Raw genomic sequence first — 26682 nt, 5'->3', positions numbered from 1 at the left:
CCTGGCCCGACCGATCGTTCTGGAACGGCGTCCCGCCCGACACCGGCTCGCCCGTCGTCCCTCGCTCCAGCCCGATGCTCTCGATCAGTCGTACGTCGCCCTCGCACCGGCGAAGTGGTTCCGCCCTCGCCATGGCGCTGATCCTCGTCTCGAGCGCCGCGCTCATCAGCGTGCTGGCGCTCCAGAAGGGGATCCAGCAGTGGCAGCTCCAGGCCAGCTCGTCGGCGCAGAAGCAGGCCTTCTACATGGCCGAGGCCGGCATCAGCGACGCGATCGACGCGCTGCGTTCGGGAGGTTCGGGCAACGTCGGAACACGTGAAGCGCCGGCCCTGTTCGGCACGGGCGGCTACTGGGTCGAGACGGTCACGGACGAGGCCGGAGTCGCCCACATCACGAGTACGGGACTCCACGACGGCACGCCCTACCGACTCTGCCAGTCCGTCACCCGACCGGCGCTGCCGCTGGCGAGCGAGGGCTTCTTCGGGAGCGAAGGGGTGACGATCGGCGAAGGCTCGATCGTGCGTGTCGGTGAAGCCGAACCCGGGCTCGTCGAGGACGTGGTCGGCGCCGTCGACGACGTGCTCGGCGGCCTGCTCGGCGGCGGGAGCCAGGGCCCGGGGAACAGCGGGAACAGCAACGGGAACAGCAACGGGAACAGCGGCGGGAACGGCAACGGCAACGGCAACGGCAAGGACAAGAACAAGATCCTCCTGCCCGTCGCCCCGCCCCCCGCGGCCGAAACGCTCCCCGTCCTGGGCAGCAATGGCTCGATCGACCTGGACATTCTCGTCAGCGTCGACGGCGACGCCCTCCCAGGACCCGACGGGAGCATCCTGTCGGCCCTCGGTTCCACGGTCATCGGTTCGTGCGTCCCCGAACTGGATCAGCGCCGCCTGCCCCAGATCGCGATGCCGTTCGTCGAGGATCCGACGAGCCCGATCTTCGACGGCGCCGGCGTCCTCACGATCGACGGCGGTGCCCAGTGCTACGAGCCGATCACCGTCGCGGACGGCGGGACGCTGCACCTCGTCGGCCCGTTGGCGCTCCTCGTCGAGTCGCTCGAAGTCGCCTCCGGCGGCCGCATCGTGGTCGACACACAGGACGGTCCGGTCCACCTCTACGTCGAGAGCGAGCTCCTGGTCGAGGCGGGTGGACTCGTGCAGAACACCACGGCGAACCCGGCGCGCTTCGTCGTGCTCGTCGACGGCCGCCGGGGTCGCGACGCGAACGGCGACGGGATCGCGGACAGCGCCGTGCAGTGGAACGACGCGAATCCCGTCCAGGCCTGCCTCTACGCCCCGAACGCGAACGTCGAGCTCCCGAGTGGGTCGGCCTGGACCGGGGGCATCTGCGCGCTGAGTCTCGCGGTCGGTCCCGGCTCCACCCTGCAGCTCGACGAGCGCGCCCTGGCCGTCGACGTGCGCGGTCGCGACCTCGAGGCGATCTCGTGGCGGACCGTCGCGATCCCCGCGGACGAACGTGCGGTCCTCGCACTGGATCCGATCGCGACCGCCAAGCGCGACGGTGTCGTCCTGCCGCTGGCCCAGGACGCGCGCATCCCGGCCACCGAGAGCTTCCGCTTCGAGACGCCCGAGGGCGAGACGCTGACCTATTCGGGCGCGAGTCTGCTCGACCTCACGCTGTCGCTGGTGGACTCGCTCCTGCCGGTCGAGGTCGAGGTCGATCCGGCGCCCGAGTTTGGCAAGTACGAGAGCGACAACGAGGACAAGGACGACGACGATGACGAGGCGAAGGCCTTCAAGAACGCGTGGAAGTACGCGAAGGGTCACCTCGAAGAGGATTGGGTCAGCGCCCTCGAGTCCGGAAAGATCCCCCAGGCCGCCTGGGACTCGGTCGTGATCGATGGAGTCCTCGTCGAGCCGATCGCGAGCGTCTTCGGCGACCCGAGCGTGCGCGGCGACATCGACGCGTACCTCGAACTGTCGGGGCACCAGGACACGACCGTGCAGTTCCTGCGGGCGGCGCTCGACCTGATGCCCTAGGCGCGAAGGGCGGCGCGGAGGCTCGCCCGAAATTCTGGCGAACGAGTGAAGTCGGGCCGTCCGGGAGGCCGAGGACTGAGGCGGACGTCCCCCGACGCGGGGACGGCGGACCTCACCATGCAGACCTCGACCCGGAAGCACCTCGCCCTCCCGCCCACGGCCCGCGCCGGTGCGGGTCGAGAACGGGGCTCGAGTCTCGCGCTCGCGCTGTTGCTCGTCTCGGGCGCCGCGATGCTGAGCGTGCTCACGCTGCAGCGCGGTCTGGCCCAGTGGAAGAACCAGTCCGCCTCGTCGGCCCAGAAGATGGCCTTCTACTACGCGGAGGCCGGCATCGCCGAGGCGGTCGACGACCTGCGCGCCGGTGGCAGCGGCAACGTGGGGACGCGCGAGATCCCGGCCCTGTTCGGCAACGGCGCCGTGTGGGTCGAGTGCCTCGAGGACGCGAACGGCGTCCAACACCTGACGAGCACGGGTCTGCACGGCGGAACGGCCTACCGCCTGTGCCAGTCGCTCGAGCGTCCGCGCCTTCCGCTCGGCGAGTTCGGCTTCTTCGGGAGCCATGAGGTCGAGCTGGGTGAGAGCGTGCAGGTGAGTCAGCTCGACGTGCCCTTCGACGAGGGCGGCGTCGTGGACGACGTCGAGGACGTGGTCGAAGATGTGCTCGGCGGGGTCCTCGGCGGCGGACGCCAACGCATCGCCCTCCCGACTCCCCTGCCCGTGCAGGAAGCGTCGCCGACCCTGATCGGCAGCAACGGCGAGATCCACCTCGGACTCGGCGCCTTGATCCAGGGCGGCGCACTGCCGGGACCGGGCGCACTGGTCGACCTGATCCTCGGAGCGGTCGTGGAGGGCTCGATGCTGCCCGAGGAACGCCACCGCGAGCTCCCGGAGATCTCGATGCCGATGTCGACGACGACGGCGACGTTGGCCATGGCCGCGCGCCAGCAGCTGACGCTGGCGAGCGGGACGCACGAGTACGAGTCGATCGACCTGGCCGGCCGGGCCGTCCTGACGATCACCGGCCCCGCGTCGGTCTACGTCGAGAATCTGCGCGTGCCGGCGCTCGGCAAGCTCGTGCTCGACACCACGAACGGGCCGGTGCACGTCTACGTCGGCGACACTCTGAGCGTCGCGGCGAACAGCGCGATCGAGAACACCTCGGGCGAGGCGTCGGACGTTCTCTTCCTCGTGGACGGACGCGGTGTGCGCGACCGCGACGGCGACGGCGCCGAGGACGTGGAGCAACCCGTCGAGTGGGGCACGACCCAGCCGTTCGCCGGCGTGCTGTACGCGCCGTTCTCGCAGGTCACGCTGCCGGCCGGGAGCGCGATCACGGGCGGCATCGCCGCGCTCGGGCTGTCCGTCGGCGACGACTCAACGCTGGTCTTCGACCCCCGCATCGAGGACATCGAACTGCGCGCCAAGAGCTACCGCTTCGTCTCGTGGCGGGTGCTGCAGATCCCGGCTCCGGAACGGGCGCTGATCGCACAGGACCTCGTGCGCACGGCCCGCGAGCGCGGCGACACGCCTCAGCCCGTCGCCGCTTCGCGCATCGCCGCCGCGTCGACGTTCCGCTTCTCGAACTCGGACGGCGAGGAGTTCACCTACCGCGGAGCGTCGTTGGCGGCGATCACCGGCGAAGTCGTCGACGCGGTCCTGCCCGTGGTCGCGAGGACCCCGGACGTGCCCGAGTTCGCCAAGTACGAGGAGGACGCGGACGATCGCGGCACGTCCGACGAAGTCATGTTCAAGCGCGCCTACAACCAGATGCTGGAGTCGATGAGCTCCGGGACTGGCAATCGCGATCGCTGGGCGACCGCGCTCGAGACCGGCGACATCCCCGCGGCGACGTGGGACTCCATCTGGACCAACAGCATCCTGGTCGAGCCCTTCATCAGTGCCCTGAAGGAGCCGCGCGTCCGCGCCGAACTGCAGGCGAACATCACGTCGTCGTGGCTGCCGCCCAAGAGTCGCCGGCTCATCAACCGCGCGATCGACCTGTACCCCTGACCATTCCGGACTCGCGTCCCGATGTTCCTCGCCCCCACCATCCTCGGCCTGCTCGCGGTCGGTTCCGCCGTTGCTCCCGCAGCAACTGCGGCGCCGTCCGTCGATCCCTTCGTCCCCTTCGTCCGCGCGCCCGAGGACGACGACCCGTCGCGCTTCGCACCGCTGCTGCTGCAGCTCGACCCTTCGCTCGACGACGACCTCGCCGTCGCGAAGATCGCCAAGCTCGGTGTCGCGACGGTCACGTTGGTGCTCGACTGGCACCGGCCCGAGAAGGGCGCCGCGAGCGGTCGATCGTTCGACGACGAGGCCTGGTCGCGGATCGAGCGCGCCGTGGAACGCGTCTCGCGTCCCGAGCAGTACGCCGCGATGGCCGCGAACCTCGCTGGCGACGACCCGCCCCAGGTGGCGGCCGCAGGCCTGCGCCTGATGGGCCGGATCGGCGCCTCGAGCCAGACCGATCTGCTGCTCGAGCTGGTGGACGAGTTGGAGCTTCCGCGGCCCTCGGGCTCGAAGAACGGCGAGTTGGCCCTGACGGCCTTCGCCGACATCCAACTGCGCGACAGCGAGCTGTCGGCCGAACTGGGCGCGCGCGCGACCCGCATTCCTGAAGGCTGGATCGCGCCGCTGGCGCGCGTCGTCGCCCTCGGAGAGTCGCCGCGCGATCTGATGCTCACGCTGCGCGGCCTCGAGGCGCGCGTGGCGGAGGAGCCGCTGTTGTCCGTCCTGGGCCAGGTCGCTCCGCGCTTCGTCGGCCGCGTAGAGGAGGCCGACCTCGTGCCCCTGCGGCGTCGACTCCTGTCCGCGGACGTGAGCCAGATGGAGCTCGCGACGATCGCGCTGGCACGCCTCGGCGACGACGGCATCGTCGAGCAGCTGATCGCCTTCCTGACCCAGTCGAACACGCGCGTGCGCAGCGCCGCGCACTTCGGCCTGCACGAACTCACCGGCCTGCCCTTCGGCGCCGACTCCGAACGTTGGGAACTGTGGCACGCGAAGTCCGTCGCCTGGTGGGACGAACACGGCGCGACGCTGGCGGACGACGTGCGTTGGCTCGACAGCGAGCGAGCGATCGAGCTGATCATCCAGATCGCACCGCAGAAGATGCACCGGGCCGAGCTGCTCGACGCCCTGCTGCAGGCCTTCGAGCGCGACGAGGAAGAGGTCGTCGACCTGGCGATCCTGTGCATGCGCGAGCTGCGTTGGAGCGGGACCGCGCGCCGCCTCGTGGTCGAGCTGGAGCACCACTCGGCGCGCTCCCAGGGCCGGGCCTGGCGCGCCCTGCGGACCCTGACGGGACTCGACGCCGGTCCCGAGGCCTCCGCGTGGCGGGCGGCCCTGCTGCTCTGAGGCCCGGACGGAACCACCTCCGCGCCTGTGGCTCCCCAGCCACTCCTCACCCTCAAGTCGACGGGCCCCGGCCGTCGATGCCTCGGGCGTCCCCATGAAGAACTCCTACAAACGGCGGCGCTTCCGCCTCCTGCGGCCCGGTCTGCAACTGCGACTGATGGCGGCCTTCGGCGGCATCGGACTGCTCGCCCTGGGACTGCAGTTCCTCTTGTTCTACCGCGCCGTCGGACAGGCCTCGCTCGCCCTCAACAGCAGCGACGCCGCGGTGATCGAGGACCTCACCCGCTCGCTCATCGTCGGACTGGCCGTCAGCGCGGGGCTGCTGCTCCCGCTCGTCCTGGCGATCGGGACGTCGGTCGTGCTGCGCTTCGTCGGACCCATCTACCGCTTCGAGGTCTGGATCGCGCAGGTGCTGCGCGGCGAGGACCCCGGACCGTGCCGCCTGCGCCGCGGGGACCACCTGGTCGAGCTGTGCGCGTTGATCGACGCCGTGGCGGCACCGATGCGCGCCTCCAACGCCGCCGATCCGAAGACCACCCTGCACGAAGCGCCGACGCCGGCCGCCCTCGTGCGCGACCCGGCCGAGAACGACGAGCCGAGCCGCCGCGCCGCCTGATCCATGAGCCTGCGCACCCGCATCGTCCTGGTCCTCCTGGCCATGGTCGCGACCTACGTGGTCGTCGATCACACGCTGCAGCGGCGCGTGCTCGAGCCTCGTTTCGCGGAACTCGACCGCGAACAGGCCGTGGCGAACATGGAGCGCAACCTCCAGCTGATCCGAGCCGAGTCCGCGAACGTCGAGAGCCGCGCCCGCGACCTGGCCAGGAGCGCCGCCGTTCGCGAACGCCTCTCGAACCCGAACGCGCCCGAGATCGACGTCGCGGCGATCCTGGGATCCACCTTCGACTTCGTCTGCGTCGTGCGCCCCGACGGATCCGTGGTCGACTACCTGGCCCTCGACCGCACCGCGGAAGCACGCGAGTCGGAGGCTGTCGCCGACGACGACAGCTCGCGCCCGATCAGCCTCGATCGCTTCCCGAGCGACCAGATCGACCCGCGCACGGCCTGGCTGCACCACGTGCGCGAGTCGACGAAGGGCGTGGAGTCGATCGACGAGTCTCCGGCGGGATTCACGAACACCAACGATCGCGCGATCTACGTCGCCTCCGAACCCGTTGCGAACCTGGCGGGCGAAACGGTCGGTCGCGTCCTCCTCGGGCGCTTCTTCGACGAACGCCTGCTGGACGAACTCGGCCGCCGACTCGGTCAGGAACTCGTCGCGTGGCCGCTGTGGACGAAGAGCGCCGCGGAACTCGACCCGGAGTTGCTGGAAGACGCGACCGCCGGCGTGCGGCCCGCGACGAAAGCACGCAGCGACGACGAGATGGTCAGCTACGCCGTCATCAACGACTACCAGCAGCTGCCGCTCCTGGTCGTCGAGACCACGGTGCCGCGCCCTATCCGCGCCCAGGGCTCGCTCACGATCCGCTACGCGCTGTTCAGCACCCTTGGCGCCGGCATGCTGTTGCTGCTCGGTCTGCTGCACCTGTTGGACCGCCTGGTGCTGAAGCCCGTCGCGCGCGTCACCGACCACGCGAAGATCATCGGTGCCGACGATCGCACGACCGCCCGACTCGAGAGCGATCGCAGGGACGAGCTCGGCGTGCTGGCCCGCGAGTTCGACTCGATGATGGACAAGCTGGCCGATTCGCGCGCCGCCGTGGTCAAGGCCGCCCACAGCGCCGGCATGAGCGAGATCGCCACCGGCATCCTGCACAACGTCGGCAACGTCCTGAACAGCGTCAGCATCGGTTCGCAGCTCGTCGACGAGACCGTGCGCAAGAGTCGCATCGGCCAACTCGAAAAGCTCGTCGACCTCCTGGCCGAACGCGAGCAGGACCTCGACACCTTCATCAAGGAAGACCCGCGCGGCGCCAAGCTCGTGCCCTTCCTCAAGGCGATGCGGACCCAACTGGTCGAGGAGAACATGACCGTGCGGACCGAACAGACCAAGGTCCTCGAGGGCATCGCCCACATCGCGGAACTGGTCGCATCGCAGCAGGCCTACGCCATCCGGAGCACGCTGAAGGAGTCGACCGACGTCCGCGACGTGGCTACGAAGGCGCTCGAACTGACGAAGAGCGCGGGCAGCCTGCAGAGCGAGATCGACATGGACATCGACTTCGGCGACCTGCCCAAGATCGAGCTCGATCCGAACAAGCTGCTCGAGATCCTGGTCAACCTGATCCAGAACGCGCGCCAAGCGATGCAGGGCGGCGACTCGACTGCGCGCCCCCACCTCTCGGTGGCCACGCGCATCGAGGGCGACAAGGCCGTCGTGGAGGTCACCGACAACGGCATGGGCATCTCGAAGGAGAACCTGGCGAAGATCTTCGGCCACGGTTTCACGACCAAGAAGCACGGACACGGCTTCGGGCTGCACTCGGCCGCGAACGCCGCGGTCGAGCTCGGCGGCCGCCTGTTCGCGGAGAGCGACGGTCCCGGCACCGGTGCGCGCTTCGTGCTCGAGCTCCCTCTCCCCCCGACCGCAGCCCAAGCGGCTTGATCCGACATGGGACCTTCGAACGACGACAACCTGCGCCTCCTGATCGTTGACGACAATCCGTCGATCCACGAGGACTTCAAGAAGATCCTCGGCGGCAGCGGCGAGAGTTCGGCCGAACTCGACGCCCTCAGCGACGACTTCTTCGGCGACGACGCTCCGGCCGCTCCGGGCGCCGCGACGACGTCCAGCTCCGGGCGCGCCTACGAACTGACGACGGCGAGCCAGGGCCAGGAAGCACTCGAACACGTCCAGGCCGCAGCGGCCGCGCGCAAGCCGTTCGCGATGGCGTTCGTCGACGTGCGCATGCCCCCGGGTTGGGACGGCATCAGGACGATCGCCGAGCTCTGGAAGGTCGACCCCGACCTCCAGGTCGTCGTCTGCACCGCGTTCAGCGACTACTCGTACGACGAGATCCTCGATCAGCTCGGTCGCACCGACCAACTGCTGATCCTGAAGAAGCCGTTCGACGCGGTCGAGGTCCAGCAGATGGCCCTCGCCCTGACGGCGAAGCGCAACGCCCACGATCGCGAGAAGCTCTACATCGAGGAGATCCGCGCCTACACCGCCTCGCTGGAGACGGTGAACCGCGCGCTCGCGTCCGACAAGGCCACGGCCGAGGCGTACAGCCAGGCGCAGCGCGACTTCATCAAGCGCGCCGGCGCCGCGCTCGGCTCGCCCGCGCGCAAGATCGCGACCGACCTGCACTCGGCTCTCGAGACCGCGGCCCAGGATCCGAGCCTGGCCGCGATGCTGCGCGGGATCGCGCCCGAGGCGGAGGACCTCGCCGAACTGGTCGAGCAGATCGTCGACCTGAACGAACTCGAGAGTGGCGACGCCCGTCTCCAGCAGGAGAGGCTCGACTTCTTCGACCTCCTGAACGCGATCGAGAACATCGGCACGAGCCACGCGACCCTACGCGGCGCCACCTTCGCGCTCAAACAGCGCAGCGTCCTTCCAGAAGCGGTGCACGGCGACCTCGGTCGCCTGCGGAGCCTCTTCGAGAACCTCGTGCGCGGCACCATCGACCTGGCGTGCGACGACAAGCCCGAGGGTTCGACGCCCGTCGTGGAGGCCGTCGTCTCGCTCGCGCGCGAGGGCTCGCTCCATCACGACAGCCTCGTCGTCGAGATCAAGGTGCCGGGGCTCGTGCTGACGCCGGCCCAGCAGCAGACGATGTTCGAGCCCTTCGACGCGAGCGACGGCTCCGAGGGCGGCGAGCCGCGGCTCTACCTGCCGCTCGCCCGCCAGCTGACGCGACTGCACGGGACCTCGCTCGAGGTCCGCACGGGCGACGGGCAGGGCACCGAGATCCGGGTCGAACTGGATCCCGGCTCGCTCGACGGCATCGAACTGAAGCTGCGAACGGCGGCCTGACCCCGCCGCCCGCGTCCGGTCCACCCGGACGCCCGGATCCGCTTGCCAAGGGACGCGGGCACCGCGATGATCGTCGCGACGCGCCCCGCCCCCCCACCCGCGCCACGCTCCGGACCGATCCGGGCGTGGCGGTGTCGTCCCACGAGTCCGATCGTGCGGGCGAAGAGTTCGTGACCCGTAGCGGCCGAGCCGACGAGCGGTGTGCGCGTGCCTGAACGGCCCCCACCGCACTGTCAGCTTGAGCGCACGAACGAACGATCGACCGAACCCCGACCGCGGCTACCTCGTCCCCATCGGCGGCGCCGAGGAGAAGTTCCGGACACCGAAGATCCTCTCGCGTTTCGCGCGGATCTGCGGCGGCAAGGACGCGCGCATCGCGGTGATCCCGACCGCATCGCGCCTGGCCGAGACCGGACCGCGCTACGAAACGATCTTCACCGAGATCGGCGTGGGCGAGGTCTTCACTCTGCCGTTCGAGAAGCGCAGCGACTGCGAGCGCGAGGACTGGCTCGCGCAACTCGAGTCGGCGAACGGCGTCTTCATGACCGGCGGCAACCAGCTGCGCATCTCGACCACGGTCGGCGGCACGTCCGTCGCCGAGATGATCCGCGAGCGCAACCGCACCGGCGCGCTGCACGTGGCCGGCACCTCCGCGGGCGCCTCGATCATGGCCGAGCACATGATCGCGTACGGCGACGAGGGGTCGACGCCGCGCAGCGACATGGTGACCCTGGCACCGGGCCTCGGCCTGACGCAGAACGTCATCATCGATCAACACTTCCGACAGCGCGACCGCCTCGGACGCCTGCTCACGTCGCTGGCCTACAACCCGCGCCCGATCGGGATCGGCCTCGACGAGGACACGGCCGCCTTCATCGCGCCGGACGACACGATCGAGGTCGTGGGCAGTGGTGCGATCACGGTCGTCGATCCGAGCGAGATGAGCTTCTCGTCGATGGACTCGGCGAAGCGCAACGATCCCGTCTCCATCGTCAACATCCGCCTGCACGTGCTCGCCGAGGGCGGGACCTACGACATCACGACCCGGCGCGCCGTCGCGGCCGAAGAAGCCCTGGAAACGAACTGACATGAAGGTCGTCGGACGCAACGTCTACATCGGTCCCAACCACTACGCCCTCTTCCCCGTCATTCGCCTGACGATCCAGCTCGGTGAGTTGGAACTGTGGCCGTCGGGGAAACTCGGCAGTGGCTTCACGGAAGGACTCACGCGCGCGCTGCCGACCCTGGCCGAGCACGGCTGTTCCTACGGTGAACCGGGCGGATTCCTGCGGCGCCTCGTCGAGGACGGCGGCACCTGGATGGGTCACATCCTCGAGCACGTCGCGATCGAGCTGCAGAACGTCGCCGGCGCGAACGTCAGCTTCGGCAAGACGCGCGGCACGGGAACGCCCGGCGAGTACGACGTCGTCTACACCTACGAGCAGGAAGAGGTCGGACTCGCCGCCGGTCGACTGGCGATGCGCCTCCTGCTGAGCCTCCTGCCCGAGGACCTGCGCGAGCGCGTCGGCGGTGAGGACGACCTCGACTTCGAGGACGAGCGCGACCGCTTCATCCGCTTCGCGCAACGACGCGCACTCGGACCCAGCACCGCGTCGCTCGTGCGCGCCGCCGAGGAACGCAACGTGCCGTGGCTGCGCCTCAACAAGTACAGCCTCGTCCAGCTCGGGCACGGCGTGTACGGCAAGCGCATCCAGGCCACGGTGACCAGTGAAACGCGGCACATCGCCGTCGAGATCGCCTCCGACAAGGAGGAGACCAACAAGCTGCTCGGCGACCTCGGACTGCCCGTCGCACGCCAGGCGATGGTCTACGACGCCGACGAAGCCGCGAACGCCGCCGAGCGCATCGGCTTCCCCGTGGTCGTCAAGCCGCTGAACGCCAACCACGGCCGCGGCGTGTCGATCCACCTGAAGACGAAGGACGAGGTGCGCACCGCTTTCGCCCACGCGCGCGAGCACGCCCGAACGATCCTGGTCGAGAGCTTCATCACCGGACTCGACCACCGCCTGCTGGTCGTGAACGGCGAGCTGGTCGCCGCCAGCAAGCGCGTCCCCGGCCACGTGATCGGCGACGGCACGAGCACCGTCGAACAGTTGGTCGACGTCACGAACCAGGACCCGCGGCGCGGCATCGGACACGAGAAGGTGCTGACGCGACTCGAGCTCGACCACCAGGCGCTGCGCCTGCTCGAGCAGAAGGGCTACACGCCCGCGTCCGTTCCGAAGAAGGACGAGATCGTCTACCTGCGTTCGACCGCGAACCTCTCGACGGGTGGCACGGCGATCGACGTGACCGACATCGTCCACCCCGAGAACCGCTCGATGGCCGTGCGCGCGATCAAGGCGGTCGGACTCGACGTGGGCGGCGTGGACTTCCTCACGACCGACATCAGCCTCTCGCACCGCGAGACCGGCGGCGCGATCTGCGAGGTCAACGCGGCGCCGGGCTTCCGGATGCACGTGGCGCCCTCCGAGGGCAAGCCGCGCGACGCCGCTGGTCCCGTGCTCGACATGCTGTTCCCGCCCGGCACGCCGTCGCGCATCCCGATCGCTTCGATCACCGGCACGAACGGCAAGACGACCACGTCGCGCATGACGGCCCACATCTTCAAGATGACGGGCAAGGTCGTCGGACTGACCACGACGGACGCCGTCTACATCGATGGACACAAGACCGTCGAGGGCGACATGACCGGTCCGCAGGCCGCGCGCATGGTCCTGCGCGATCCGACGGTCGAAGTGGCGGTGCTCGAAACGGCGCGCGGCGGCATGCTGCGGCGCGGCATCGGCTACAAGCGCTGCAACGTGGGAGCGTGCCTCAACATCCAGTCCGACCACCTCGGACTGAAGGGGATCGACACGCTCGAGCAGCTGGCCGAGGTCAAGCGCACGGTCGTCGAGATCGCGCGCGACACGGCGGTGCTCAACGCCGACGACGAGCACTGCCTGCGGATGGCCGACTACACGAAGGCCGAGCACCTGTGCTACGTGACGATGAATCCCGCGCACGGCCTCGTGCGCGAACACATCCTCGCCGGCGGGCGTGCGATCGTCCTCGAGCAGGGCATGGCCGGCCACATGATCACGCTCTACGACGCGGGTGCGCACCTGCCGATCCTGTGGTCGCACGCGATCCCGGCGACGCTCGAGGGCAAGGCCCTGCACAACGTCCAGAACGCGATGTTCGCGGCCGCGATCACGTACTCGATGGGCGTCAGTCTCGACGAGATCCGCCTCGGTCTGCAGACGTTCGACACGACGTTCGTCCAAGCCCCCGGCCGGATGAACATCTACGACCAGCACCCGTTCAAGGTCATCCTCGACTACGGACACAATCCCGCGGCCGTGAAGTCGATGGTCGACCTGACCGACCGCATCGACGTCGAAGGTCGGCGACACGTGGTCCTGGCCGGACCGGGCGACCGTCGCGACGAGGACATCTCCGAGATGGCGCGTCTGTGCGCCGGACACTTCGACACCTACGTGTGTCGCCGCGACGACAGCCTGCGCGGCCGCGACGGCGACGAGGTGCCGGCGATCCTGCGCAAGGCTCTGCTGGATGCTGGCGTGGACGAAGCGGCGATCACCGTCATCCCCGACGAGGTGGAAGCGCTCGGATCGGCGCTGTCGCGCGCGGGCAAGGGCGACCTCCTGCTCGTCTTCGGTGACAAGATCGAACGCTGCTGGACCCAGATCACCGAGTTCGCACCCGGACGGACGGCGTCGACCGTGCAGTCGGGGGCGAAGTCGGGCCACGGCTTCTCGATCGGCGATCTGCCGGAGGTCACGCTCACCGCGTCGGACCAGATCATCCGCGACGAACGGGGCGTGCGACTCGCGCGCCCCGAGGAACTCGAGGACTGAGACCTTGGAGCTCGTCGACTCGCGCCGCCTGACCGGCGCCAACATCCTCTGGTCCGGTCCGGGGGCGGTGCTCGACGTCCGCGTCGCCCCCGCGGAGAGCGCCGCGGGCGTGACGGCCTGGCGGCGCGAGGTGCGCGCTCTGCTGGACGCGCTCGGGTGGACCGCGAGCACGCTGTACACGCGTGTCTTCGACGGCGGTGCGAGCCTCGCGTTCGACGGCCCGATCGACGCGCTCTACGCCGCGACCGAGATCAACGAGTGTGCGCTCGAACGCGCCGTCCGCAGCCTCGGCGGCGAGGCGAACCCGCCGCTCGCGGGCGAGGTCGCGCGCTTGGGCGCCCTCGTCGCGGAGGAGGTCGAACCGCCGCGACTCGCTCTCCGAGCCGCCGCCGCCGAGCACGGCGTGGCGTTCATGTGGGACGACGACCACGTGTCGGTCGGGCTGGGCACCGGCTCGCGCACGTACGCGACCGGTGCGCTGCCCGCGCCCGACGCGATCGACTGGGACGCGGTGCACGACGTTCCGTGCGCGCTCGTCACCGGCACGAACGGCAAGACGACGACCGTGCGCCTGTTGGCCGCGATGGCGAGCGCCGCGGGGCACGTTCCCGGCTTCTCCTCCACCGACTGGGTGCGCGTCGGCGACGAGGTCCTCGATCGCGGCGACTGGTCGGGACCAGGCGGCGCGCGCTTCGTGCTGCGCGATCGCCGCACGACGATCGGCCTGCTCGAGACCGCGCGCGGCGGGATGCTGCGCCGCGGACTGGCCGTCGAACGCGCCGACGTCTCGGCCGTGCTGAACGTCGCGGCCGACCACCTCGGCGAGTGGGGCGTCGGATCGATCGAAGCCCTGGCCGACGGCAAGTTCGTCGTCACGAGCGTGGCGCCGGTGGCGGTTCTGAACGCGGACGACCCGCTGGTCGCCGAGCGCGGTCGAGCACTCGAAGCCGCCGGCACGCATGAGATCGTGTGGTTCACGCTGACGCCCGAGACATCGGCGCTGAACGGGCATCTCGAACACGGCGGGCGCGCGGCCCTGGTCGTGGACGGCGAGATCGTCCTGGCCCGCGGCGCCGACGCGACGACCCTGTGCCGCGTCGACGAGGTGGCCGTGGCGCTCGGTGGCGCGGCCCGGCACAACCTGGCGAACGCGCTGGCGGCGGCGGCGATCGCGCGCGAGCTCGGCATCCCCGACGGCGCGATCGCGGCGGCCCTGCGCAGCTTCGGTTCGCATCCCGACGACAACCCCGGTCGCCTCGAACGCTTCCGCGTGAACGGAGCCGACGTGCTGCTCGACTTCGCGCACAACCCGCACGGTTTCGCCGCGATCCTCGCGACCGCGCGCTCGATGCGGCCGACGCGCCTCGCGGTGCTGGTCGGTCAGGCCGGCGATCGCGACGACGAGAGCATCCGTGGGCTGGCCCGCGAGACCTGGCGCGCCGAGCCCGATCGCGTCTTCGTCAAGGAACTCGCCAGCTACCTGCGCGGACGCGAACCGGGCGAGATCCCGGGGATGATCCGGGACGAACTGCTGAAGTGTGGCGCCGCGGCCGAGCGCATCGAGGATGCCGGCGACGAGCTCGGAGCGGTGCGCCGCGCGCTCGCGTGGCTCGAGCCGGGCGACGTGTTGGTCGCGCTGGTGCACGGCGCGCGGGACGCGGCGCGCGACCTCGTCGTCGAGGCCGCGGGCGCCGCCGACCCAGAGCGCTGACCGGTTCGCAGCGCTCGGGCGGTCGAGCAGCGCCGTGGAGCACGGATGCCCCACGGCGGCATCGATCTACTCGTCCGAGGCCTGGACCTCGATGATCTCGATGGTCGGCGCGACTCCGCCCCGACGACGGCTCGCGAGGTACGCATCGAGGCGCGCGTGCAACTCCTCGCGTTACTGCTCGAGCGTGCTGACGTGCCCTGCGTTCGCGGACGCGTCCACCGCCACCTCGATCAGCACGTTCTCCTCGATCGTCCCGGCATCCTCGGTCACGACGACCTTCTCGATCAGGATCGGCTGCTCCTGCACGACGGGCTGCTCGACGACTTCCTCCGACTCGATCTCCTCGACGACGGTGTCGAGGTAGCCGAGGCTCTGGAGCAGGTCGACTTCGACTTCGAGCACGTCCGTCTCGAGTTCGAGCAGCTGCAACTCCGTGTCACTGGACCGTTCCTCGAAGGACTCTTCCACGTAGCCGAGCTCCTGGAGCAGGTCGACTTCGACTTCGAGCACGTCCGTCTCGAGCTCGAGCAGCTTCAACTCCGTGTCGCTGGACCGCTCCTCGAAGGACTCTTCCACGTAGCCGAGCTCCTGGAGCAGGTCGAGGTCCTCCACCACGGTGTCGACGTAGCCGATCTCTTGCAGCAACTCGAGATCCTCGTCGATCGTGTCGACGTAGCCGATCTCGTGCAGTATCTGGGTCGTGCCACTGCCGCGGTTCGGCGCCCCGAAGATCTCGAGTCGCAGCGCCTCGAGGCGGTCGTCAGCCTCGTTCGGGCCCATCAGGCCGGCTCCGACGGCGGCCTTCACCTTCGCCTCGGCCTCGGCGTAACGCTTCTTGCCCGCCGCGTCGTCGGCGGAACCGAACAGCTCGCGGTGAAACTCATCGAGCTCTCGTACGGCCTCGGCCTTCGACATGAAGCCCGACTCGAGGAGCGCCCCGATCCGCCGCTCGGCCTCGGCGTAGCGCTTCTTGCGCACCTCCATCGGATCCGGGCCGAACAGCTGCTGCCGCAGTTCGGCGAGCTGTGCCTCCGCGTCCGCCTTCGAGATCCACCCGGACTCGAGCATGGTCCGCACTCGCGCCTCGGTCTCGGCGTAGCGCTTTTTCGATGCAGCCATGTCCTTCTCTCCGAGGAGCTCGTGCCGCATTCCGTCCAACTTCTGCTGGGCGTCACTCTTCGAGATGCGGCCGGCCTTCACGAGCGCGCTCAACTCGGCCTGGAGTTGCGCGTAGTGCTGCTCGAGCTCGGCCATGTGCTCGTGCGGCAGCTCTTCGGTGACGGTGCGATGCAACTCGGCGAGCTTGCGCTTCGCGTCCTCGCGAGAGATCAGGCCGCGCTCGACCGCCTCGAGGACTTTCGCCTCGACCGCTCGATCGCGGAGCGTGCCAGCCTCCCCTTGACCCCGATCGGAAGCACCCCGACGCGACTCCAGCGCCGCCCCGAAGTGTTCTTCCGCGAGCGCGCCGAACATGGCTCTGGCCTGGGCCTCGGACAGCTCCCCCGCTTCGACCGCCTCCATCAGCCGCGCGCCGACGGCGTCGAAGTCGGGTGCTTGGGCGGAAGCGATGCCGAGCGGCAGGACGAGCGCGGCGACGGCGAGCACGACGGCGCGCAGTCGGCGGGACGGACCCGCGAGCGTTGATGCGTTGACGATCATGGTGAGTCGGTGTTCCAAGGAGCCGCCGGAGGTCATCTGACTGGCCACGACCGGCGGGCGGAGCGCCGGGGTCGCCAGGAGCTCGAGCGCGTCGAGCAACGAAGTCGCATAGGTGTTCGGATCGGTGTCGAGCGCGGACAGGACCAACGCGTCGCAGCACAGCTCCTCGTTCTCGCGCAGGCCGCGGCGGGCGAGCCACAGCACCGGGTTCCACCAGAAGAGGACGGTGGCGGCCCACTCGACCCAGCGCACCAGATGGTCGCGGCGTCGCAGGTGGGCCAGTTCGTGCGCCACGACCAGGCGCAGCGCGCGGCTGTCGAGGCCGTCCACGATCGCGCGCGGCAGCACCACCTCCGAGCGCCCGCCGAGCCACCACACGAGCGGCGCGAGGTCGGCGTCCACCACGACGAGGCGCGGTGTGCGGCGCAGACCGAGGCGCTTCGCCAGGTGCGTCGCCATGCGCACGAGCCGATCGTCGGCCGGGCTGGCCGAGGCGCGCAGTCGGCGAGCGAAGCGCGTGATCCGCGCGAGCGACAGCACGAGCACCACACAGCTGCCCAGGGCCCAGATCCACAGGGCGATCGACGTCGCGACCGCGGCCAGCGTCGGGCCGTTCGAGGGCGTCGGGTCGGCGGCGGCGAGTGGCGCTCGCTCGCCCAACGCGGGAAGAGCTGCGAGACCAGCACCCGTCCCGCGCGCGAGCGACACGTCGTCGAGCTGCGCCGTCGTCGCCGCGGCGTCACTCGCGAACGTGAAGAGCGGCGCCGTCACCAGCGGCGGCGTCACGAGCTTCACGAGCACGAGCATCCACAGAAGGTGCGCGAGCCACGGAGTTCTCCCCCGCCGCTGCACGCACCACGCGGCCGCGCCGAGCACCAGCGACAGGAGCAGGTTGCTGAGGCCGACGGTCAGGAGGAACTCGCTCACGAGGCGTCCTCCTCGGTGTCGTCGTTCGTCGCGCCGGCCGCGTCGAGCACGCGCCGCAGCCGCGCGATCTCGTCCGCGCTGATGCGGTGTTCGTCGACGAGGTGCGTGAGCAACGGCGCGAGCGAGCCGCCGGTCAGCTTGCGCGCCAGCGACTCGAGCTGTTCACCGGCGTAGGCCTCGCGCCCGATCGCCGCCTCGAACAGGTGGACGGACAGCGTCGCGTCGCGCGCGACGAAGCCCTTGTCCTCGAGCCGTTGCAAGAGCCGTTGCACGGTGCCGTGCTGAGCGCGGGTGGAGCCGGGGTAGAGGGCCTCGCGCAGGTCGCGGGCGGTCTGGCGCCCGGCGTCCCACAGGCGCTCCATGAGGGCCAGTTCGGCCGGGGCGAGGTGGTGTCGTGTCATGGGTCGGGTGGGCGGCTCCGAACGGTTGTCGGACCGCCGAGCCCCGAACCTACGACAATTCGTCGTACACGGGCGACAAAGTGTCGTCACACGGGCCGAACGGAGCTACTGTTCGACCGAACCTGTTCGCTTTCAAGCACTTCGGTCTGCACTCCGACTCGGCGCCGGTCCCGCTCCCTGGGACCGCGTCTCCCCAGGTGCTGAGCGCACCCAACGCGCATCGGCCCCGTCTGCGGCGAGCGGCGCCTGCCCGCGCCGCGCGTTCGATCGGCCTCGCCGCTGCTCGAACGGCGGGAGCGGCGAGATCCTGGGCGACAGGACGGACGCCCAACCTGCCGGGGCGACGGGCCGCGCGCGAGCCGGCCCTCGTCCCCCGGTCGACCCGAGCACCCTCCTGCGCGGAACGACAACGGGAGGTGACGCGAACCCGGCGCGCTCACCAATCGAACTCGTGGACTCGTGACCAGGGAACGAGTTCTCCTGCGGAGCGGGTCTGCTCTGCCTCGCCTCCATACACGACGCGTCCGTCCCACACATTCTCATCCCCAGCGAGGAGTTCACGGACGCGCCTCACGCCATCGAACAGGTGCGAGTTCGGGGTCGCGGACGACTTGATCTCGACCACGACTCCGCCACCGACCCGTTCGACGAGCAGGTCGGCCTCGACGGCGTCCCGATCGCGATAGAACGAGAGACCGCGCTGCTCACCCCGATTCGAACGCGCCTTGAGGACCTCCGTCACGACCCAGCACTCGAACAGTGCTCCTCGGAGCGGATGTGAGCGCAGGTGACCCGGCTCGCGGATGCCGAGCAGCCAACAGGCGAGGCCCGAATCGTAGAAGTGCAGCTTCGGTGACTTCACAAGGCGCTTGCGATGGGAGCGGTGGAAGGCCGGAAGCCTGAACGAGACGAAGCTCGCCTCGAGCACACTCCGCCAAGACTTGGCCGTCGGTTGAGAGATGCCGCAGTCCGACGCGATCGCCTGGTCGTTGACGATCTGTCCGACCCGACCGGCGCACAGCTCGATGAAGCGCTGGAAGGCGACGAGGTCGGTGACGTTCGAGATCGAACGAACATCGCGTTCGACGTAGGTCGCCACATAGCTCGCGAGCCACTCGCCCGGGTCGAGTCCACGGTCGAAGATGCGCGGGTAGCCTCCCGACCAGATCGCCTCTTCGAGTGTCGTCGGATGCTGCACGAACCGCACCACCTCGCCGCGCGACAGTGGCAGTAGATGGTGGATCGAAGTCCGACCTGCGAGCGACTGCCCCACCGTCTCGAGGAGCGCGAGGTTCTGGGACCCGGTCAGGACCCAGCGCCCCGGGGTGGGGTCGTCGTCGACGATGCCCTGGAGGTAGGAGACGAGCTCGGGAGCGCGCTGGATCTCGTCGAGGACCGCGCCCGCTTCGAACTGTCCGAGGAAGGCGCGCGGATCGTTCCGGGCGAAGTCCCGTGTGTCGGGCGCTTCGAGAGAGACGTAGCCAAGATGCCCGAAGAGGCCGCGACAAAGCGTCGACTTCCCGCTCTGCCGCGGGCCCGTCAGGGTGACGACGGGGAAGCGCGAGGCGGAGGCCTCGAGGAGGGGGCTCAGGTCGCGGTGGATCATGGCTGCACGCTACCCGCCCATCGGCAGATTCAAAATTCGATCTTGACACTGCCGCATCGAACCCGCCCCACGGCCCAGAAACGGCCATCCGAGCCCGCCCCCCCCCGCTCACCGCCCGCGCCAGGCTGCGAGCCCGACCACCAGGCAGCCACCCGCCGCCCCCAGGGCCAGGTCGACCATCGTGTCCAGCTGCCCGCCCTGGGCGCGCGTGAGACCCAGTCCGTCCGTCGTCCACTCGGCGAACTCCCACACGACCGTCGCGGCCAACACGCCGAGCAGACCGACGACCACGCGCCCGCTCCGCGTCAGCACACCGAGGGCCGCGCGCGCCGGCGCCACCCCCGTCGCGCACCACGCGAACCAACCGATCGCCACGCCACCCAGGACGTGCATGGGCGCGTCCAGATGCGGGTACGGCCGGTAGAGCTCGAGTCCCTTCGAGCACAGAACGTGCAGCAGGAACACCGCGCTGGGCGCCCAGCCGGCGCGGCGGACGGTGGCGACGAGCCAGACGATCGACGTGGACATGGGCGGGCGAGTGCGAGGGACGGGTGACCGACGAATCGAGGCGGAGCAAGGTGCCCGGAGCCGACGACGATCGTCGCGCACGCCAGCACGAGCGCGAGCCTAGCGCGACACGAGCGCGCGCGAGCCTCGCCTCGCAGCGGCACGACGTCGCGCGTGGCCGCGCCCCACGGACGCGGCGCGGTAGAGCGCTCGCAACAGGGCTCGGCTCCGTTAGCGTGAAGTCCCATGCCGCCCCTCGCCCTCGTGCTGTCCCTGCTCGCGCTCCATCCCCTGCCGAGCGACGGCTCCATCGACGGCGCGACGACGATCGATGCCGCGCCCTCCACCCAGGACGAAGCCCGCAAGAGCGGCGACGACCTGCGCCAGGTGGACCGCCCCGACGCCGCGCTCGATCGTGACGCATTCGGACCGGTCGGCCGCTTCCTCCTGGACTGGGGCGGCCTGCGCCCGCAGCTCGAAGACCGCGGCATCGCGATCGAGTTGTTCTACACCGCCGACGGTTCCTACGTGCCGTTCGGGAGCGTGGACGAGCGCGGGACGGCGGCGCGCGGCCTGCTCGATCTGTCGTTCACGTACGACACGAATCCTGTGCTCGACATCGACGGAGGCACCTTCCACGCGGCGCTCGAGTGGATCCACGGTCAGGACGGATCGACCGAGATCGGCGTCGTGCAGCCCACGTCCAGCATCGACGCCGAGGAGCGCTTCCAACTCGGCCGCCTCTGGTACCAGCAGGCTTTCGAGGGCACGCGCGTTCGCCTCGGGAAGATCGACGGCAACTCGCACTTCGCCGTGGTCGACGCCGCCGCGGACTTCGTGCACTCGTCGATGGGCCTCAGCCCCACCGTGTTCCTGATGCCGACCTACCCGGACGCGGCGTTCGGCGTGATGGTCGAACAGGATGCAGGACCGCTCGTGCTGCGCGGCGGTGTCTTCGACGGAGCCCTCGCGCGCGGCGTGCGCACGGGCGAGTCGGGGCCGAGCACGACCTTCGATGGCACCGACGACTGGTTCTGGATCGGCGAGGCCGATCTGGGTTGGGACGGTGGACGGCTCGTCCTCGGCGGCTGGACCTCCACGGCCGATGTCGCGCGCTTCGACGGCGGGACCGAGTCGGGCTCGCGGGGCCTGTACGCGATCGCCGAGCACCGATTGGTGGATCTCGGAACGGCCGTCGAGGTGCACGACCCGATCACGCACGTCGTCGCGGCGGGCATCGACGGCTTCCTGCAGTACGGCTCGGCCGACGGCGACGTCTCTGCGGTCGAGACGCACATCGGTGCCGGGATCCAGTGGGTCGCACCGTTCGGCGTCGCCACGGACCGACTCGGGCTGGGCGTGTCGTACGCCGACCTGACGACCGCGCCGGGCGCCGGCTTCACCGCATCGAGCGAGACCGCCTTCGAGCTCTACTACGGGTTCGAAGCCGCCGCGTTCGCGCGCGTGAAGACCGACGTGCAGTACGTGCTCGACCCGGGCGGGAACGCCGCCGTGGACGACGCGTGGGTCTTCACCCTGCGCGTCACCCTGGCGCTCTGACGCAGAGCGACGTTCGGCTCGCCTCGGCTCAGAACGCGATCGAGCCGGTCGCGCGGCTGCCGTCCCGCGCCTCGACCTCGATCCACAGGGCCGAACCGGGTGCCATCGGGGACGGGACCTCGGCGTCGCCGTGGAAGGTGTCGCCGCTCGCGACCGCCTTGCCCTTCAACGACCCAGAGCCCGACGCGTCGCCGATCCAGACGCGGATCGCAGCCGGTTCGGCGCCGGCGGTGTGGTCGATGTCCACATGAACGCTCGCACCCGGCTCGATGTCGCCACCGATAGCGACCGAGAACGTGCTCGCTCCCACGGACACAACGCCCAGTGAACGCTCGGCCGTATGTTCCTCATGGTCATGGTCATGGTCGTCGCCATCCGCATGATCGTGGTCGTGATCGTCGCCCTCCGAGTGAGTGTCGCCCTCGTGATCGTGGTCGTGCCCGTCGTCGGAACCTCCGCAACTGGAGAACAGCAGTCCACACGAGATGGTGGCGGTGAGCAGGGCCGTCGTAATGCGCTTCATGGGAAGATTCTAGGAGCTGTGAGCGCAATCGCGCTCGATTCGGTTTCGTTCAGGACGGATTGGCGCGATTCAACGCGCTTGTACGCCGCCACGCGGTCAGTCTTTAGATGGACGGTGGCCGAACACGAGCGAGTAACCCGCCGGCACGATCACCAGGTTGAGGAAGGTGGAGGTGATGAGGCCGCCCAGGGTCACAAGGGCCAAAGGCGCCAGCAGCTCACTGCCGGGCTCGCCAGCGGCCAGCGCGAGCGGCACGAGACCTAACGCCGCCGAGATGGCGGTCATCAGGATCGGGACGAGGCGTTCCTTGGAGCCCTGCACGATCGCGGTGCCCAGCGGGACGCCGTCCACTTCCATCAGGTGCTGGTAGTGGTTCACGAGCAGGATGCCGTTGCGGACCGCGATGCCGAACAGGGTAATGAACCCGACCAGGCTGGCGATCGAGAGCACCGGCGCGACGTACGCACCGCCCATACCGGCCAGTGCGAGCATGTTGTTCACACCGCCCGCGCCCTCGGTCAGGAAGATCGCCGCGATGCCGCCGATCAATGCCAGCGGCATGTTCAGCATCACCAACAGGGCCGCGCGCAGCGAACCGGTCGAGATCTGCAGCAGCATCAGCATGACGAGAGCAACGGCGAGGCCGGACAGCGCAATCGTTCGCGTCGCCGACTTCTGGGCCTCGAATTGGCCACCGTAGACCACCGTGAACCCGGCCTCTTGCACGATCGGATCGACGCGTTGTTGCACTTGCGCTACCAAGTCGCCGAGGTTCGCTCCTTCGGCCACGTTGAGCGATACGACGGCCTTGCGGCGCGCGTTCTCGCGAGTGATGAGGTTGCTCGAGCGCTCGGGGCCGAGGTCGGCCACGTCGCGCAGCCGCACAGTCGCGCCTCCTCGACCGTGCAACAGCAGGTCGCGCACCTGTTCGATCGACGTGCGCTGATCCGGTGCTAGTCGCACGACCAGGTCGTAGCGGCGGATGCCCTGGTTGACGGTGTCCACCACTTCACCGTACAGCGCCGCGCCCACCTGTTCGGCCGCGTCGGCGGGCGTGAGACCTACAGCGGCCAGCTCGGCGTGGCGGTACTGGATCGGCAGCGACGTGATCATGACCTCGCGATTGGCATTGACGTCGCGGGTTCCAGGCATCCCTTTCAACTCGACCTCGATCGCCTTCGCGACGCGCCGCAGCTCGGCTAGGTCCTCGCCGAACACGTTGATGGCGATCGCGGCCGGCGTGCCAGACAAGACGTGGCTGAGGCGGTGCTCGATCGGCTGGCCGACCATCGTCGTGATTCCGGGAACGGCAGCTAGGACGACGTCGATGTCCCGCCGCACCGCGTCGCGGTCACGACCGAGCTCCACGGTCACCTCGATCTCGGAGTTGCTGACCGGCTCGGCATGCTCGTCCCGTTCGGCGCGGCCCGTGCGGCGTGAGACCGAACGCACGCCGTCGATCAGGACGAGCTTCTTCTCGACCTCGGTCGCGAGCCGATCGCTCTCAACCAGCGACGTGCCTGGAGGTGCCAACAGGAAGACGGTGTAGGTCCCCTCGTTGAACGACGGCAGGAACGAACTCCCGAAGGTGGATGCCAACCAGAGCGCGCCGGTGGTGACCAGAACAGCGGCACCAAGCACGGGCACCCGCAAGCGCAGTGCGAACCGTAGACTTGGCTCGTAGATCCGCTGAAGGAGTCGCACGAGGAAGCTGCCTTCCTGTGCGCTCTCGCCGCCAAGTCGCCCCCGAAGGAGCAAACTGCACAAGGCGGGAGTCACAGTGAGCGCGACGACGAGCGACGCCAGGATCGAAACCATGTAGGTCAGCGCAAGCGGCCGGAAGAACCGCCCCTCGAGGCCCTCCAACATCAGCATGGGCACGAAGACCATGACGATGATGACCGTGGCGAACACCATCGCTGGACGAATCTCGTTGCTCGCGTCGAAGACAACGTCGGCAACAGCGCGACGATCGGACTCGGATCGACGCTGGTTCTCCTTCAGGCGCCGGAAGACGTTCTCGACGTCGATGATCGCGTCGTCCACGAGAACACCGATCGCGACCGCGAGCCCGCCGAGCGTCATCACGTTCAGGCCCAGATCGAGCCCGTCCATCACGAGCAGCCCGACCGCGAGCGAGATCGGGAGCGCCGTCAACGTGATGATCGTGGTCCGCAGGTTCATCAGGAACAGGACCAGGATCACGAGCACGATCAGGACCGCCTCGAGCAGGACGCGCGTGACGTTGTCCACCGAACGCCCGATGAAGTGCGACTGCCGCATGACGTCGCGGTTCAGCACGACGCCAGCCGGCAGCGACGGCTCGACCTGGTCGAACACGGCGTCGATGGCCTCGGTCAGCGCGAGCGTGTTCGTTCCCGGCGCCTTCTGGATCGACATGATCACGGCCGCCGCACCGCCCTCGGACGCCGTTCCGCGACTCGGCGCGGGCCCGAGCCGCACGTCGGCCACCTGCCCGATCGTCACGGGCACGCCCTCGTGGTACGCGACGATCGTGTTCGCGATGTCGCTCGCGTCGCGCACGCGGCTCTGCTGACGGATCGGGATCTCGAGATGGTCCACGTCCACCAGGTACCCGGCGCTGGCCGTGCTGTGCGCGCCCCCCGCGGCCGCGACCACGTCCTGGATCGACAGCCCGTAGAGCCGTAGCCGATCCTGTTCGACGTTGACCTGGTACTCGGGCAGCTCGCCACCGATCGCCACGACCTGCGCGACCCCCGGAACGGCAAGAAGCGTGTTGCGCAGCTCGAACTCGGCCAGCGCGCGCAGGTCCATGCGGCTGACCTCGCCAGTGGGCGACGACAGCGACACCAGCATGACCTCGCCCGCAATCGACGAGATGGGCGTGATGAATGGCTGAACGCCCTCCGGCAAGGATTCGCGAGCCGCGACGAGGCGCTCGGAGACCAACTGCCGCGCGTCGTACAGGTTCGACCCCCACTCGAGGTCGACCCACACCATGGAGAGTCCGATCGCGCTGGCGCTGCGCACGCGGCGCACGCCGGTCAGTCCGTTCACGGCCGATTCGATCGGGAAGGTGACGTACTGCTCGACCTCGTCGGCGGCCAGACCACCGGACTCGGCCATGATCGTGACCGTCGGCGCATTCAGCTCCGGGAACACGTCCACCGTCATGTGCGGCAGCCGCTGGACCGCCAACGCCACCACGAACAGGGCGGCGATGACGACCAGCGACGAATACCGGAGTGAGAACCGGATCAGGGCGCGCAGCATCAGTCTTCTCCTTCGTGGAACGTGCCGTCGGAGTGGAAGTGGCCGCCCTTCTGCATGGTGCCACTCGTGGACAGCATCAGCTGAAAGGCCCCGTCGAGCACGACCTCGTCGCCCTCGCGCACGCCGCTGAGCAGCGAGACCCAGCGCCCATCATCGATCCCCAAGTCGGCTTCGAGGCGGATTGCCTGATTGGGATCATCGGGGTCGCGCCGGAAGATCACAGGTATCAGTCCATCGCGTTGAACCGCCGACAGCGGAATCGCGGTCTCGGGTCGTGCGGTTTCGTCGGTGACGATCTCCAGCAACGCGGTGACACCCGCACGCCCCCAGCTCGACAAGGAGTCCGGAACGACGAAGAGGTCGATCGTGCGATCGTCGGGGTCCGCAGTCAGCCCGATGGAGAGTGTCCCGTGCATCGTGTCGTTCAGCGGAACCGCTCGGCCGGTCAACGTCGGGGTCGGAGGCACGATGCGCGCCAGGAGCCCGTCGCGCAGCGCCCCCATGTCGCTCTGCAACCCCGAAGCCCGGAAGCGCAGGAGTTCGGGGCGCGTCAGCGTCACCACTGCCGCGCGCTGGTCGGCCCAGGCACCGTCGGTCACGCCAAACTGGGCTACGACGCCTGGATGGTCGGCTCGAACCTCGATCTCATCGAGCGTCGCCCAGAGCGGACGCTCGCCGACCGACGAGGCGACTGGCGTCATCAGCTCTTCAGGTGCGTGTCCGACGAGTGTGGACGCCGTGGCGAGCAGGGCGTCGAACTGTCTCGATGCAGCCTCGCGGTCGGCTTCGTGCTCGGCGTGATTCGCGACGAGCTGTGCACGCTGGGAGCGTAGCGTCGCCAGCTGAACCTCGACGTCCGACCGCGATGAGCGCGCGGCCGCGAGCGACTCGTTGGTTCCACCTCCCAGTTCTGCGAGTGACTCCAACTGCTCGATGCGCTCATCCCATACGCCCGCACTGCGCTCGAGGCTCACCTCCAGCTCGTCGAGACCTGCGAGCTGGAGCGGGTAGTTCTCAGCGTGGATGCGCGCACGATCGATCTGCGCTCGCGCGGCCGCCAGCTCCTGTTGAAGCGTGCGCCATTGGGGCGAGAGTAGCCGGAAGAGAGGAGTACCTGCTTCGACTCGATCGAACTGCTGGACCAGTAGGTCCACGCGTCCCGCGAGCATGGTGCGGTACTCACTCGTGGCCGTCGGCAGGTACTCGAACCGGCCGGGGACGCGCAGGGTCTGTTCGACGCGGCGTGTCTCGACCTTCACGAACGTGATGCCGAGATTCGTGCGCACGGCCGATGGGATGGCCACTCGGTTCGTCGCGAGCGGTTCGGGCTCGTCGTCGTGCATCTCATC

The 26682-nt window shown here is 69.3% G+C and carries 17 protein-coding genes; 10 read left to right on the top strand and 7 right to left on the bottom strand.

The features are described from left to right. Positions 1-131 precede the first annotated feature (131 nt). The 9 genes from Pla163_RS02275 to Pla163_RS02235 all read left to right on the top strand — a co-directional run bounded on the left by Pla163_RS02275 (position 132) and on the right by Pla163_RS02235 (position 14895). Positions 132-2003 carry a DUF7305 domain-containing protein gene (locus Pla163_RS02275; protein ID WP_145182934.1) on the top strand — a complete coding sequence of 624 codons (1872 nt, stop codon included), beginning with the start codon at positions 132-134 and terminating at the stop codon, positions 2001-2003. 117 nt (positions 2004-2120) lie between these two features. Next, entirely contained in the window at positions 2121-4013 is a 1893-nt protein-coding gene (locus tag Pla163_RS02270) for a DUF7305 domain-containing protein (protein ID WP_145182931.1), read from the top strand. A gap of 21 nt (positions 4014-4034) precedes the next feature. Then, positions 4035-5360, top strand: coding sequence for a hypothetical protein (locus Pla163_RS02265; protein ID WP_145182929.1), 1326 nt, complete (start codon positions 4035-4037; stop codon positions 5358-5360). 94 nt (positions 5361-5454) lie between these two features. Further along, positions 5455-5976, top strand: a complete 522-nt coding sequence (locus tag Pla163_RS02260; protein WP_145182926.1) for a hypothetical protein — start codon at positions 5455-5457, stop codon at positions 5974-5976. Between the two features lie 3 nt (positions 5977-5979). Continuing rightward, positions 5980-7926 (top strand): ATP-binding protein, encoded by a 1947-nt coding sequence (locus tag Pla163_RS02255; protein ID WP_145182923.1) that lies wholly within the window; start codon positions 5980-5982, stop codon positions 7924-7926. 6 nt (positions 7927-7932) lie between these two features. Further along, positions 7933-9300, top strand: coding sequence for a hybrid sensor histidine kinase/response regulator (locus Pla163_RS02250; protein WP_145182920.1), 1368 nt, complete (start codon positions 7933-7935; stop codon positions 9298-9300). Positions 9301-9538: 238 nt separating this feature from the next. Beyond that, entirely contained in the window at positions 9539-10387 is an 849-nt protein-coding gene (locus tag Pla163_RS02245; protein WP_419186223.1) for a cyanophycinase, read from the top strand. Position 10388: 1 nt separating this feature from the next. Continuing rightward, a complete protein-coding gene (gene cphA, locus Pla163_RS02240; RefSeq protein WP_145182916.1) occupies positions 10389-13184 on the top strand; it encodes a cyanophycin synthetase in 2796 nt (931 codons plus the stop codon). Positions 13185-13188: 4 nt separating this feature from the next. Further along, positions 13189-14895: a Mur ligase family protein gene (locus Pla163_RS02235; protein ID WP_145182913.1), complete on the top strand. Its 1707-nt coding sequence runs from the start codon at positions 13189-13191 to the stop codon at positions 14893-14895. A gap of 171 nt (positions 14896-15066) precedes the next feature. Here Pla163_RS02235 and Pla163_RS02230 read toward each other — a convergent pair whose 3' ends face one another. The 4 genes from Pla163_RS02230 to Pla163_RS02215 form a co-directional block, all read right to left on the bottom strand. Next, positions 15067-17481, bottom strand: coding sequence for a M56 family metallopeptidase (locus Pla163_RS02230; protein WP_145182910.1), 2415 nt, complete (start codon positions 17479-17481; stop codon positions 15067-15069). Beyond that, positions 17478-17882 (bottom strand): BlaI/MecI/CopY family transcriptional regulator, encoded by a 405-nt coding sequence (locus Pla163_RS02225; RefSeq protein ID WP_145182907.1) that lies wholly within the window; start codon positions 17880-17882, stop codon positions 17478-17480. The genes Pla163_RS02230 and Pla163_RS02225 overlap by 4 nt, the downstream gene beginning before the upstream one ends. Before the next feature lie 436 nt (positions 17883-18318). Then, positions 18319-19488 (bottom strand): ATP-binding protein, encoded by a 1170-nt coding sequence (locus Pla163_RS02220; protein WP_145182904.1) that lies wholly within the window; start codon positions 19486-19488, stop codon positions 18319-18321. Positions 19489-19596: 108 nt separating this feature from the next. After that, positions 19597-20016 carry a DUF2238 domain-containing protein gene (locus Pla163_RS02215; protein ID WP_145182902.1) on the bottom strand — a complete coding sequence of 140 codons (420 nt, stop codon included), beginning with the start codon at positions 20014-20016 and terminating at the stop codon, positions 19597-19599. Positions 20017-20241: 225 nt separating this feature from the next. Between Pla163_RS02215 and Pla163_RS02210 the strand changes: the two genes are divergently transcribed. Next, a complete protein-coding gene (locus Pla163_RS02210; RefSeq protein ID WP_145182899.1) occupies positions 20242-21555 on the top strand; it encodes a carbohydrate porin in 1314 nt (437 codons plus the stop codon). A gap of 28 nt (positions 21556-21583) precedes the next feature. On the opposite strand, the gene Pla163_RS02205 is transcribed toward Pla163_RS02210, so the two are convergent. The 3 genes from Pla163_RS02205 to Pla163_RS02195 all read right to left on the bottom strand — a co-directional run bounded on the left by Pla163_RS02205 (position 21584) and on the right by Pla163_RS02195 (position 26502). Beyond that, entirely contained in the window at positions 21584-22078 is a 495-nt protein-coding gene (locus Pla163_RS02205; protein ID WP_145182896.1) for a hypothetical protein, read from the bottom strand. A 96-nt stretch (positions 22079-22174) separates the two neighbouring features. Further along, positions 22175-25333 carry an efflux RND transporter permease subunit gene (locus Pla163_RS02200; RefSeq protein ID WP_145182893.1) on the bottom strand — a complete coding sequence of 1053 codons (3159 nt, stop codon included), beginning with the start codon at positions 25331-25333 and terminating at the stop codon, positions 22175-22177. After that, the gene (locus tag Pla163_RS02195; RefSeq protein WP_419186222.1) at positions 25333-26502 is read right to left on the bottom strand and encodes an efflux RND transporter periplasmic adaptor subunit; all 1170 of its coding nucleotides are present in this window, start codon (positions 26500-26502) and stop codon (positions 25333-25335) included. Before Pla163_RS02195 ends, Pla163_RS02200 begins: the two co-directional genes overlap by 1 nt. Positions 26503-26682: the final 180 nt, after the last annotated feature.

The organism is Rohdeia mirabilis (assembly GCA_007750655.1).
Lineage (GTDB): Bacteria > Planctomycetota > UBA1135 > UBA1135.
This window is presented reverse-complemented; position numbering and strand designations above follow the sequence as displayed.

Excerpts from the sequence above, each read along its gene's own strand:
- Pla163_RS02265 (WP_145182929.1), top strand. The coding sequence starts at position 4,035 with ATGTTCCTCGCCCCCACCATCCTCGGCCTGCTCGCGGTCGGTTCCGCC.
- Pla163_RS02275 (WP_145182934.1), top strand. The coding sequence starts at position 132 with ATGGCGCTGATCCTCGTCTCGAGCGCCGCGCTCATCAGCGTGCTGGCG.
- Pla163_RS02260 (WP_145182926.1), top strand. The coding sequence starts at position 5,455 with ATGAAGAACTCCTACAAACGGCGGCGCTTCCGCCTCCTGCGGCCCGGT.
- Pla163_RS02225 (WP_145182907.1), bottom strand. The coding sequence starts at position 17,882 with ATGACACGACACCACCTCGCCCCGGCCGAACTGGCCCTCATGGAGCGC.
- Pla163_RS02195 (WP_419186222.1), bottom strand. The coding sequence starts at position 26,502 with ATGCTCGCGGGACGCGTGGACCTACTGGTCCAGCAGTTCGATCGAGTC.
- Pla163_RS02200 (WP_145182893.1), bottom strand. The coding sequence starts at position 25,333 with ATGCTGCGCGCCCTGATCCGGTTCTCACTCCGGTATTCGTCGCTGGTC.
- Pla163_RS02270 (WP_145182931.1), top strand. The coding sequence starts at position 2,121 with ATGCAGACCTCGACCCGGAAGCACCTCGCCCTCCCGCCCACGGCCCGC.
- Pla163_RS02205 (WP_145182896.1), bottom strand. The coding sequence starts at position 22,078 with ATGAAGCGCATTACGACGGCCCTGCTCACCGCCACCATCTCGTGTGGA.
- Pla163_RS02220 (WP_145182904.1), bottom strand. The coding sequence starts at position 19,488 with ATGATCCACCGCGACCTGAGCCCCCTCCTCGAGGCCTCCGCCTCGCGC.
- Pla163_RS02250 (WP_145182920.1), top strand. The coding sequence starts at position 7,933 with ATGGGACCTTCGAACGACGACAACCTGCGCCTCCTGATCGTTGACGAC.
- cphA (WP_145182916.1), top strand. The coding sequence starts at position 10,389 with ATGAAGGTCGTCGGACGCAACGTCTACATCGGTCCCAACCACTACGCC.
- Pla163_RS02255 (WP_145182923.1), top strand. The coding sequence starts at position 5,980 with ATGAGCCTGCGCACCCGCATCGTCCTGGTCCTCCTGGCCATGGTCGCG.
- Pla163_RS02210 (WP_145182899.1), top strand. The coding sequence starts at position 20,242 with ATGCCGCCCCTCGCCCTCGTGCTGTCCCTGCTCGCGCTCCATCCCCTG.
- Pla163_RS02215 (WP_145182902.1), bottom strand. The coding sequence starts at position 20,016 with ATGTCCACGTCGATCGTCTGGCTCGTCGCCACCGTCCGCCGCGCCGGC.